Origin of the sequence: Bacillus sp. N447-1 (assembly GCF_022701035.1) — a bacterium.
Lineage (GTDB): Bacteria > Bacillota > Bacilli > Bacillales > Bacillaceae_G > Bacillus_A > Bacillus_A cereus.
The window spans coordinates 2,721,864-2,733,859 of the sequence record NZ_CP065509.1 but is presented as its reverse complement, the minus strand read 5'-3'; the positions used below and the strand labels follow the sequence as shown (position 1 = coordinate 2,733,859).

The following is an 11,996-nucleotide window of genomic DNA, read 5'->3' as shown; positions in this document are numbered from 1 at the left end:
TGTGTAGTATGTTGCATATTGACATTAAAATCCCCACCGCTATAAGAGTGGTGGGGATATACCCTTGTTCATCATATCATTTGAAGAAAATGAGGGGAATATGATTTTTAGGAGGCTATTAAGGTAATAGATTAGTGACTTTGAATAGATGTGTTTTTTTGTTTCTTATTAGAATTAATAATAATATAACCGACTACAAAGATAAGAGGAATAATGAAGACATAGATAGGCATTCCCCATACATAATAGCTTTTCAGCGTTAAGACTAGTAAATGTAAGAAATCGAAAATAGCGTGAGCTTTCATAATATCCTCCAATGGTTTTTGAAAATTATAACATTTTTAACTTGTTATTTGTATAATTTGGAAAGTGATTTAAGCTAATTTTAAAGTAAGAAGAATACATATTAATATGCAATTTTGCATAAGGATATGTATTTTATTAAAATATAAAGATTTTATACTATAATGAAAACCGCTATAAAACTAAGTAAGAATAATGTATGGAGTGGAGAATAGAAATGAAATATAAAAAAATAATATATATCTTTTTCATATCGCTATTTATAGTTGGTTGTCAAAGTGAAGTGAGTAAAGCGAATAGCGTGGAAGAGTATATTCCATCGCATCTTATGAATGCGGAAGTGACGGCGGATATTATGACACTAGAGATGGAACCAGATACTCTTAAAAAGGTAGGGAGTATTGGTCAAAGAATGAGAGAGCATCTAGCGAGTAATATGGAATGGTATTTAAAATATGTAGAAGAACATGCAGAGAAAAAAAGTTTTCCATATCACCCTAATTTCGGTGTTACAAAAGAAGAGTATGAGTTTGTACTAAATGCAATTGATCAAAGTAAATTGGTTAATACAAAAGATGGAAAGCTGAAATTTAAGAAAAAAAATGATCATGAAGTAGAGATTTTTTCAAGTGAAAGTATAAAGCTCCTTAAATATGTAGTTATTAATACGAAGAAGAATACAGTAAAAACATCTCTAGGCGAATGTGAATATTTTGGAGAAATACTGGCGTCACCAGAACAGAAGTTAACTGGTCCTTGGCACGGAAAACAATGGATGTTAAAAAAAGATGATTTAATATATATATTTTCTTTAGGGAAAATGGAAGCAGAAAATAAATCAATTATTGATATTTCGGTGAAAGGTAAATATAAGGGGGAAATTATTAATAAGGAAGAGGCATTAGAGTTTTCTTCAGTTTCTTAAATGATGATAATAAAAAAATCACCTTGCTGTCTAAGCAAAGGTGATTTTTTATTAAATAAACAATCCAGCGATTGTCGCAGATAAAATAGAAGCAAGTGTTGATGCAAATAGCATTTTCCAACCAAATTTAGAAACAACGCTTCCTTGCTTTTCAGAAAGGGCACGGATTGTACCAACGATTGCACCAATTTGGCTAATACTTGCGAAGCTAATTAAGAATACTGTAACGATTCCAACTGTACGTGGAGCTAATGTTGTAGCTGTGTCTTTTAAATCAAGGATTGCTACAAACTCATTTAAAACAATCTTCGTACCCATAATACCACCAGCTGGGATAATATCTTGAGTTGGAATACCCATTAAGAATGCGAATGGAGAAAGTACGTAACCGAAGATTTGTTGTAAAGTAACAGCATGTCCCATTGCGCCTGAAGCTGCACTAATTACGTAGTTTACAACTTCCATCACACCGATAAAGGCGATCATTAATGCGGCAACGATACCAGCTACTTTTAAACCATCAAGCGCACCGTTAATCATTGCGCCGATAAAGCTGTCTCCGAATAGAGTTCTATCAAATTTCTGAATCACTTCATCTTCTTTCTTCGTATCAACTGGTGTTAATAACGAACAAACGATTAAGCTTGAGAATAAGTTTAGCGGAAGAGCTGCCAGTACGTATTTTGCATCTAACATCATTACGTATGATGCTGTAACAGAAGCAGAAACGGAGCTCATCGCAGAACAACAAATGATAAACATACGGTTTTTATTGAAATGCTGTAAATCGTTTTTAATAACGATTAACGCTTCACTTGAACCGAAGAATACAGAGTTTACTGCGTGGAATGACTCAACACGTGGTAAACCAGTAATTTTTGAAATAGCACCGCCGACAACGCGAACGATGAATGGTAAAACACCTAAATAACTAAAGATTGAAAGTAGTGCTGAGAAAAATACGATAATTAATAATACGTTTAAGAAAAAGACAAAATCTCTGTGAATTCCATTAAAGAGAAAATCGACACCTGTCGTACCAAGTTTAATTAGTTTGTTGAAAACTTTACTAATGAAAATAATGATTTGTTGACCAATCTTTGTAGCAAACATAAACCAACCGATTAAAATTTGGAAACCAATCATAATTGCAATTGCACGGAAGTTGATTTTACTTTTGTTGTTTGACAAAGCAAAACATAAACCTAACACGGCAATAATACCGATAATGCTCATTACATATTGCATGTAGTTGCCCCTTTCAGAAGTTCGTATAAAGTTTGTACATAAAACGCTCGTTATATTACTAAAAATAAAGGAATGAGGTTTTATGTCATACGTAAGATGTCTGACCTTTTAGAAAAATAAAAATAAAAAAAGACCCATATGGATTCACTTTCATCTATGAGAGAAAGCTAATCAATATGAGTCCTTTTTTGCGCATAGGCTAATATTCATTAGTTTTCCCCATAGTCCAGCAATTTAAGGTTGCCGGGTAGAAACTCTCGATCCATATTATCAAGTATATATGAGGTAACATCGTCCGTATTAAATTAGTAGTAGCGTAACATTAACAGAGAAGTATCGTCAATAGCTTTTTTTCTTCCAATAGAAAAAGACCATATAAGTATGATAAAATGTAACGCAGTGTTATGAAAAAGAGAGGTCGGAAAATGAGTACTAAAATGACGCCACCAGTTGAGAAAAACGAGTTTATAGATGTAGTATTTGAAGATTTAACACATGATGGTGCCGGTGTTGCGAAAGTAAAGGGCTATCCTATTTTCGTTAAAAACGGATTACCAGGTGAAGAAGCGCAAATTAAAATTATTAAAGTGAAGAAAAACTTCGCATTTGGTCGTTTAATGAAGCTTCATACAGAAAGTCCATATCGTAAAGATGCTGAATGCCCAGTATATAATCAGTGCGGCGGTTGTCAGCTTCAGCACTTAACTTATGAAGGACAATTACAAGCGAAAGAAAAACAAGTACGTGACGTTATGCAGCGTATCGGAGGACTAGCTGATGTTCCTGTTCATCCTGTACTTGGCATGAAGAATCCGTGGGTATACCGTAATAAAGCACAAGTACCAATCGGAGAACGTGAAGGCGGACTTGTAGCTGGTTTTTATCGCCAAGGAACGCATGACATCATTAATATGGAATCATGCTTAATTCAGGCAGAAGAAAACGATACATTAATCCAAGAAGTAAAACGTATTTGTGAAAAGCACGGTATCACTGCGTACAACGAAGAGCGTAACAAAGGAACACTTCGTCACGTAATGGCTCGTTACGGACAAGTAACAGGGGAAATTATGCTTGTCTTCATTACGCGTACAGCAGAATTGCCGAACAAAAAAGCAATTATTGAAGAAATTGCAGCGAAATTCCCAGAAGTAAAATCAATTGTTCAAAACGTAAATACGAAGCGTACGAATGTAATTTTCGGAGACAAAACGACAGTACTGTACGGATCAGAATACATTTATGACTTTATCGGTGACATTAAATTTGCGATTTCAGCACGTTCATTCTATCAAGTAAACCCAGAGCAAACGAAAGTGCTTTACGATAAAACGTTAGAATACGCAAAATTAAATGGTAACGAAACAGTAATCGATGCCTATTGCGGCATCGGATCAATCTCGTTATTCCTAGCGCAAAAAGCGAAAAAAGTGTACGGCGTTGAAATCGTCCCAGAAGCAATCGAAGACGCAAACCGAAACGCAGCACTAAACAACATGACAAACGCTGAATTTGGCGTAGGAGAAGCTGAAGTAGTTATTCCAAAATGGTACAAAGAAGGCGTAATCGCCGACACAATGGTCGTAGACCCACCGCGTAAAGGCTGTGACGAAGCATTACTAAACACAATCATCGACATGAAGCCAAACCGCGTCGTATACGTATCGTGTAACCCAGCAACATTAGCACGTGATTTAAAAGTACTAGAAGAAGGCGGATATAAAACACAGGAAGTACAGCCTGTTGATATGTTCCCGCATACGACGCATGTGGAGTGTGTGGCTTGGCTTAAGTTGGTATAATAGGAAAGCAGTTGATATAGGAAAATCTATACCATCTGCTTTTTGGTTTACAAAAATACCATTCATAAGCGATTTTAGTTAAAATAAATATTGCTGATTTTCACAAATTATAAATTGAGATTTTGAAATTGTATTCATAGTGAGAGGATTTGAATTTGAAATGATAGATAATTTTTGGCGTGAATTACCACGACCATTTTTCGTACTTGCACCAATGGAAGATGTGACAGACGTTGTTTTCCGTCACGTAGTAAGTGAAGCAGGTCGTCCGGACGTATTCTTCACAGAGTTTACAAACTCGGATAGCTATTGTCATCCAGAAGGTATGAAAAGTGTACGTGGCCGTTTAATTTTTACAGAAGACGAACAGCCGATGGTGGCACATATTTGGGGAGACAATCCCGAATACTTCCGTCAAATGAGTATTGGTATGGCAGAACTAGGATTTAAAGGCATCGATATTAACATGGGTTGCCCAGTACCGAACGTTGCATCAAGAGGAAAAGGTAGTGGCCTTATTCTACGTCCAGACGTTGCGGCAGAACTTATCCAAGCAGCAAAAGCGGGCGGACTACCTGTCAGCGTAAAAACACGACTTGGCTTTAAAGAGTTAAGCGAGTGGGAAGATTGGTTAACGCACATTTTCAAACAAGATATTGCAAACCTTTCTATTCACTTACGTACAAGAGAAGAAATGAGCCAAGTAGATGCGCATTGGGAACTAATTCCGGAAATTAAAAAATTACGTGACCGTATCGCACCAAATACGTTAATAACAATCAATGGAGACATCCTTGATCGTAAAATGGGGCTGGAACTTGCTGAAAAATACGGCATTGATGGCGTAATGATCGGACGAGGCATCTTCAAAAATCCATTTGCTTTTGAAAAAGAGCCAAGAGAGCATAGCAGTAAAGAGCACCTAGATCTTTTAAGACTACAACTTGATCTTCAAGATCAATATGCAGAAGTACTGCCACGCTCAATCACAGGGCTTCACCGCTTCTTCAAAATTTATGTAAAAGGCTTCCCTGGAGCTGCTGAATTGAGAAATCAATTGATGAGTACGAAATCGACTGATGAGGTGCGTGCTTTGTTGGATAAGTTTGAGGATAGTGTTGGTGTGGCTCAGGATAGTGAGACGGTTTAACTTTTAAGCAGTTAAATCATTTCATATGTAGTGCATGACATGAGTGAGTTGAAAATAAGTGCAGAGCTGGAAAAGAACAGTGTATTTGAGAAATCAAAACACTGTTTTTTTTCTTTTAGTTAATGTTAAGAGAGAAATCTTTTTATAGGCATATAAAAAACATGTAAGAGCGCTGTAGATACAATGATAGAGAAAAGTTCGGGTAAGACTATAAAACATATCTTTAAAATGTTAAAGTATTAATTTAGCGGACAATAATTAAAAGGTTAGATTAAACATGATAATTTAAAGTAGGTTATAGCATAAACTTTAACCGCTGAATAAATAATCAACATTTCAGGAGGAAACCCAATGGCAATGAGCAACAACGATATATTAAAAAGAGTACGATACGCTTTAGATATAAAAGATATAGATATGGTAGAAATCTTTAAACTAGGCGGGATGGAAGTAACGAAAGAAGACGTAGTTGATATGCTTACAAAAATAAAGAGAGCTCCTCAGCATGAAGCTGAAAATGATGAGGTAGCTGAAGATGAGTACGTAAAAACATGCGATATGATGATGTTAGAGGCATTTTTAAATGGATTTATTACTTTAAAAAGAGGAAAGCAAGATCCGAAACCAGGGCAGCCTGCACCTGTACAGAGCAAGGAGAGTGCCAATAACCTTCTTCTAAAGAAAATGAAAATCGCACTATCTTTAACGAGTGAGGATGTACTTGATATATTAGATAGCGTAGGCGTTACGGTAACAAAAGGAGAGTTAGGCGCTCTATTAAGAAAGAAAGGCCATAAAAATTACAAAGAGTGTGGCGATAGATACGCAAGGAATTTCATTAAGGGATTAGGTGTAAAGTATAGAGGATAATGAGTTCGTTAAAGCAGTAAATGATATAATAGGTAGAGTAGGACGTTCGTATCCTACTCTTTTTTATTTGTAAAAATACTATGCCAGGTGATGAAATGGTACATACATATTTAGGTGAGACAATTAATTTTCATATAACTTATAAGAAGAAAAAGTCCGTGCGTCTTTTTGTGGATTCGTATGGAAATGTGGAAGTGCAGGCTCCGAAAGGGACACCTGTTGAATACTTAGTTCAGTTGCTAGAGGAAAAGTGGGATTGGATTCAGACAACACGTAAGGAAATGGCGGAGCGAGCGCGTGGACCACAGGAAAAGGATTATGATCAAGGAGAGGGCTTTTTGTATTTAGGGAATACGTATCCGATACAGATTTCCCAAGATGCAAGCATTGAGCAAGACAATGCAATTTTTGAAGGGGATAAGTTACATATTTATGTGAAAGAGCTTAAGGATGAGAAAATACAACAAGCTTTAAAACGATTTTACTATAAGCAGTGTAAATCTTTAGTAGAGAAGAGTATTAAAGCGCATCAAAGTAATTTCAAAACAAAACCACGTTCTATTCGTATTACAGATAGTAGTCGTACTTGGGGTACTTGCGATTCGAATTTACAACTAACATTCAATTGGAAGCTAGCAATGGCACCACAGCGAGTAATTGACTATGTGGTTGTTCATGAAATGTGTCATATGGTTCATTTAAATCATGATCGATCTTTTTGGCGTCTTGTCGGGAAGATAATGCCTGATTATAAAGAAATGGAGAATTGGTTAGCGTTATCTAGTTGGAAGATGACGGTTTAGGAAGGGATATCGATTTTTGTCTGTAAATCGATATTTCTTGTCGAATCGTTGATATATTGTGAGTTTTGATAGATATATTTTAAAAATCGTTGATATATTGTAAGTTATGATAGATATATTCGAAAAATCGTTGATATAATTTCATTTACCACAGGATTGTTCAACAAATCGAAAAGAGAAGAGGTCACAGCAGACATCTCCTCTTTTCGAGTATATAGATTATCGCCCAAACTTCACAATGAAAGTATCTGCTGTTTTCTCCATCTCATACCCAAGATACCCCTGCGAAAGCAAAGCCTGCTGTCCACTAGCATCACTCATTAGAATACTTTGAACATCTGTCCAATCGTTTTCCTTATCTCTGCGCAATTCCTTCACAAAAACATACCGCAGATTACCACCATACTTCTCCTTCAGCGCAGCAATCGCCATCCCTTGCGCAAACTTATCCTTCAAACTCGGGATGTTAAAAGGAGCAACGGTGCAGCATACGTAATCATATTTGCTGTCTTCTTTTTGCAATTCGTCCATGATGACGTTTGCTAATATTTTTTGCATACCATTTCCTCGGCAGTTCGGATGAACGTTTGAGATTTCTTGATAGATGACGCGGTGCAGTTCACTTTCTGATAGACCAATATCAAGCCCTAAATGTTCATCGTCGATAGGAGGGACGAGTAGAGCGCGAAATGCGATGAGTTCGTTTTCGATAAAAGCACCGATCATCATGCCGTTTCCTTCTAGAATGTATTGAAATTCTTCTTGTGAGAGTGGTTGTAAACGACTTTTATCTTCTAGTGCTTCAACTACGATGTTTTGTAGTGATAAAATTTGTTCGATGTGCTCTAGTGATAGTAATGTAACGTGAAATGGATTGTTATTTTGTTTTAATGTTCCTTTGTATAGAACTGTCATGCGTTAGTCCTCCTTTAGCGTACAATGTCCTGAAAGACGGTGAGTTCTTGTAATGTATCTTCGTTTATTTCAATGCCGAGTCCAGGCTTTTCGTTTAAGCGAATGAATGGTACGTCGTAATGTAAGTTTCCGATGTCTTTTGTGAATTTTAATGGCCCTGTTAGCTCTACGCTCGTAATGATTTTCTTTGCGAAAGCGACATGGAATCCTGCGGAAGAGGCAACAGATGATTCGACCATTGATCCCACTTGGCATTCAATGCCTGCCATTTCTGCTTGATGAGCGAGCTTTACAGCGGGATATATGCCGCCGCATTTCATTAGTTTTATATTTACTTTATCAGCAGCTTCTAATTTAATAATTTGGCGCATTTCACGAGAACTTTTTAGTCCTTCATCAATCATAAGCGGGAGGTCTGTTTTAGAACGAATATGAGCCATGGCATCAATATCGTCCGCGATAACAGGTTGTTCAATCCAGTCAATGTTTAAATGTCCTAATGAACGTAGTGCTGTTAATGTGTTTGCGCTATTTTTCCAGCCTTGGTTTACATCAACGCGAATAGCGATGTCATTTCCTACACGTTCTCGTACAGCTTCAATACGTTTCACATCTTCTTTTACATTTGTACCAACTTTCATTTTGAAAGATTGGTAACCTTTTTGAATCATAGAAGCAGCTTCTTCAGCCATGTTTTCTGGATCGGCAATACTTAAAACATGAGTGACAGGGAATTCTTCATGGTAGCGCCCGCCAATTAATTGATATACAGGTTGATTTAGTTTTTTGCCCATTATATCAAAACAAGCAATATCAATTGCGGCTTTCGCTGTTGGAACACCGTAAATTGTATTGTCCATCATGTCGTGTATTTTTTCGATATTCATTGGATTTTGCCCGATTAGAGCAGGGGTTAGCGTATGTTTTAAAGTATAGAAAGTACTTTCCCATGATTCACCTGTGACGTGATCATCAGCAACGCCTTCACCGTAACCGATAATACCTTCATCTGTTTCCATTTTGACGATAATAGAGGGCATATCAGAATAAGAGCCATAACTAATAACAAACGGATTGCGAAGCGGTAAACGAATTGCGTAAAGATGAATAGCTGTAATTTTCATTGAATAGAGACCCCTTCCTGTTTACAATAGTTTTATACATTTGATATAGTTGACGTTAAATAGTCGTTAATTAATGATAAGGAGTTAGAGAAAATGATGATAAAAATTGCAGTTGTCGGTTCAAAGGAGTTTATGGAGAACCTTTTTCCTATTGCTCAAAAATTAGAAGGAATAGAAATTGATCCATATATTTACCTTCATCCGGCGGAATCTTCTGAACTATTAAAGTGTTTAAAGCCTTGTGATGTCATCTTTTTCTCAGGTGCTTTACCTTATTATATGGCAAAAGAAATAAGAGAACAATTACGAATTCCAAGTACATACTTACAGCAAGACGAGACAACTGTCGCATCTTCAATTCTTTCTATCATGTATCATCAAAGTATTCAACCACATAACATTTCCATCGATTTAGTAGACCGCTCGTTTATTACAAATGTGTTCCATGATATCGGTATAAAAGAAAGCCCGCAAGTGTTGGATTATGAAAATATACTGTGGAGTAAAGATGAGATAAATAGAGTTATCGATTTTCATGTAGCTAAATATCAATCTGGAGAGGCTCATTTAGCTTTAACTAGTATTCACGCTGTTTACGACGAGCTTCAAAAAATAGGTGTTCCTTCAGAGCGTATGATTGATCCAACACAATCCATTATACATGGGCTAAAAGATGCAAAAATAAAAGCTGAGTTAGCAAAAAGCTATTCAGCTACTGTTGGTGCTTGTATTATTTCTTCCTTAGAATTACGAACGAGTTTGCTTGAAAAACTAGATGTCATTTCAAAAGAACTACGTGGTTCATTTAAACAAGTGGATGAAATGACATGCATTTTGTATACAACTCGTGGTGATATCGAATCAATTATTAAAACAAATGCGATAGATAACTTGTTTGCGAGCGTAGAAGAAACGATAGCTATTGGATTTGGTTATGGGAAAACCGTGAAAGAAGCGGAGCAAAATGCAAAAATCGCTCAAAGTTTTGCAAAGAACAATCCAATAAATCGTTGTTTTTATATACTAACAAGTGATAAAGATTTGTTTGGTCCGTTCCCGAAAGAACAGAGAGTACAAAGTTTGAAAAATGATAATCCGGAACTAATGAAAATAGCGAAGGAAACAAAGCTTAGTCCGGCCAACTTGTCAAAAATCATTCAATTTAGTCAATCGCACCCGTCATTGAAGTTTACAGCAGCTGATCTTTCTGAGTACTTACAAGTGACTCGAAGATCGACAGAAAGGTTGTTAAAGAAATTAGTTGATTACGGGTATGCTCATATTTGCGGCGAGGAAATGCCCTATCAACAAGGGCGACCTCGCGCACTATATGAACTGAATTTACCGCTATTTTTAAGCTTCTAGTTGAGCTTTTTGTTTCTTTAGTAGTTCTGCTTTTTCAATGTCTGATAGTTTTACAATTGTGAAGCCTGTTATACCATAAATGATTGAGATAATAGGTACGATGAAATTCAAAATAGCATAAGGAGCATATTCAAATGCACCTACGCCAAGTGTTGCGAGAATAAATACACCGCACGTATTCCAAGGAACGAAGACAGAAGTTAATGTTCCACCATCTTCTAATGCTCTGGATAAGTTTTTTGAATGTAGTCCTTTTTCCGTGTATGCATTTGCGTACATTCTTGAAGGGACAACAATTGAAATATATTGTTCAGAGCAAGTAAGGTTTGTTGCAAAACAAGATGCGATAGTAGAAGCGATAAGCCCTTTTGCTGATTTCGCTAACTTTAAAATTTGATTTACAATTGAGCGAAGAATACCTGTATGTTCTAATACTCCTCCGAAAGTCATAGCGACAATTGTCATCGAGACTGTATTCATCATCGAATCTAAGCCACCGCGGTTAAATAGTTCGTCTACTAGCTTGTTTCCAGTGTCTATAACAAATCCAGCTTGGAGTGCACCGACAGATGCTGAGACAGAACCACCTTGAATAAAGACTTGTGATAAAAATCCTAAAATAATACCGACGAGAATCGCTGGTATAGCAGGGACCTTTTTAGCGACCAATACCATAACGACTACGGGTATAATGAGTAGGAAAGGTGAGATAACAAAGTTTTGTTGCAATACTTGTAACGTTTGATCGATACTCTTCGCATCAATATTGTTAGCGCCGAAGCTTCTTCCTAAGACCGCGTAGACGATAAGAGTAATAATTAAACCTGGAACTGTAGTAAATAACATGTGACGAATGTGTGCGAATAAATCTGTATTTGTTAATCCTGCGGCTAAGTTAGTGGTATCTGAAAGCGGTGACATTTTATCGCCAAAATAAGAGCCTGAAATAATGGCACCAGCAACCATTGGAGCTGGGATTCCCATACTTAGGCCAATTCCCATTCCAGCAACACCAATTGTTCCCATTGTAGACCAAGAGCTACCAATTGCTAATGCAACGATAGAACAAATGACGGTAATGGAAACTAAAAATAGTGATGGAGTTAAAAGTTTTAAACCGTAATAAATCATCGTTGCGACGATTCCACCGCCAATCCAAGCACCAATTGTTAAGCCAACAAGAATAATAATGACGATAGCAGGTAATGCAAGACGAATCCCTTTATACATTGCTTCTTCAAGATCATTCCATTTGTAACCATAACGCCAAGCGACAATAGAAGCAACGGTTGTACCAATAATAAGTGGAACGTGAGGAGTTTGTTTTAATACAACAATTGTAACCATCATAACTGCAACGGTAATGATAATAGGGATAATCGCTATTCCAAAAGGTATTTCTTTTTTCATAAAGTTCCTCCTTGTTACGTATGTTTGTTTGTATTTTTAGAATTGTCGTAAAATAGACGTTTATTAGGTTATGATAACTAA

Annotated in this window: 11 protein-coding genes and 1 riboswitch; of the genes, 6 read left to right on the top strand and 5 right to left on the bottom strand. The window is 36.5% G+C overall.

Annotated features, from left to right (window positions below; all coding sequences use genetic code 11):
- Positions 1-131 precede the first annotated feature (131 nt).
- On the bottom strand, positions 132-305 hold the full coding sequence (locus tag IQ781_RS13735) for a hypothetical protein (RefSeq protein ID WP_000643592.1): 174 nt from the start codon (positions 303-305) through the stop codon (positions 132-134).
- A 215-nt stretch (positions 306-520) separates the two neighbouring features.
- On the opposite strand from IQ781_RS13735, the gene IQ781_RS13730 reads away from it, so the two are divergent.
- On the top strand, positions 521-1,228 hold the full coding sequence (locus tag IQ781_RS13730) for a hypothetical protein (protein WP_000875609.1): 708 nt from the start codon (positions 521-523) through the stop codon (positions 1,226-1,228).
- Between the two features lie 51 nt (positions 1,229-1,279).
- On the opposite strand, the gene IQ781_RS13725 is transcribed toward IQ781_RS13730, so the two are convergent.
- On the bottom strand, positions 1,280-2,476 hold the full coding sequence (locus IQ781_RS13725) for a NupC/NupG family nucleoside CNT transporter (protein ID WP_001200484.1): 1,197 nt from the start codon (positions 2,474-2,476) through the stop codon (positions 1,280-1,282).
- Positions 2,477-2,678: 202 nt separating this feature from the next.
- Positions 2,679-2,780, bottom strand: a riboswitch (purine riboswitch).
- A 121-nt stretch (positions 2,781-2,901) separates the two neighbouring features.
- On the opposite strand from IQ781_RS13725, the gene rlmD reads away from it, so the two are divergent.
- From rlmD to IQ781_RS13705, 4 genes are all read left to right on the top strand, one after another.
- Positions 2,902-4,278 (top strand): 23S rRNA (uracil(1939)-C(5))-methyltransferase RlmD, encoded by a 1,377-nt coding sequence (gene rlmD / locus IQ781_RS13720; protein WP_000105019.1) that lies wholly within the window; start codon positions 2,902-2,904, stop codon positions 4,276-4,278.
- A gap of 160 nt (positions 4,279-4,438) precedes the next feature.
- Positions 4,439-5,428, top strand: coding sequence for a tRNA dihydrouridine synthase (locus IQ781_RS13715; RefSeq protein WP_000566708.1), 990 nt, complete (start codon positions 4,439-4,441; stop codon positions 5,426-5,428).
- A gap of 351 nt (positions 5,429-5,779) precedes the next feature.
- Positions 5,780-6,298 (top strand): YehS family protein, encoded by a 519-nt coding sequence (locus tag IQ781_RS13710; protein WP_001251702.1) that lies wholly within the window; start codon positions 5,780-5,782, stop codon positions 6,296-6,298.
- Positions 6,299-6,393: 95 nt separating this feature from the next.
- A complete protein-coding gene (locus IQ781_RS13705) occupies positions 6,394-7,101 on the top strand; it encodes a M48 family metallopeptidase (RefSeq protein ID WP_000233759.1) in 708 nt (235 codons plus the stop codon).
- Positions 7,102-7,320: 219 nt separating this feature from the next.
- Here IQ781_RS13705 and IQ781_RS13700 read toward each other — a convergent pair whose 3' ends face one another.
- Positions 7,321-8,016, bottom strand: a complete 696-nt coding sequence (locus IQ781_RS13700) for a GNAT family N-acetyltransferase (RefSeq protein ID WP_139847028.1) — start codon at positions 8,014-8,016, stop codon at positions 7,321-7,323.
- Between the two features lie 14 nt (positions 8,017-8,030).
- Positions 8,031-9,140 carry a mandelate racemase/muconate lactonizing enzyme family protein gene (locus IQ781_RS13695; protein WP_050292898.1) on the bottom strand — a complete coding sequence of 370 codons (1,110 nt, stop codon included), beginning with the start codon at positions 9,138-9,140 and terminating at the stop codon, positions 8,031-8,033.
- Between the two features lie 93 nt (positions 9,141-9,233).
- On the opposite strand from IQ781_RS13695, the gene IQ781_RS13690 reads away from it, so the two are divergent.
- Positions 9,234-10,505, top strand: coding sequence for a transcriptional regulator (locus IQ781_RS13690; RefSeq protein ID WP_139847029.1), 1,272 nt, complete (start codon positions 9,234-9,236; stop codon positions 10,503-10,505).
- Here the strand turns inward: IQ781_RS13690 and nhaC are convergent.
- Positions 10,494-11,915 carry a Na+/H+ antiporter NhaC gene (gene nhaC, locus IQ781_RS13685; protein ID WP_000711525.1) on the bottom strand — a complete coding sequence of 474 codons (1,422 nt, stop codon included), beginning with the start codon at positions 11,913-11,915 and terminating at the stop codon, positions 10,494-10,496. The two genes, IQ781_RS13690 and nhaC, sit on opposite strands and share 12 nt — an antisense overlap.
- Between the last annotated feature and the right edge of the window lie 81 nt (positions 11,916-11,996).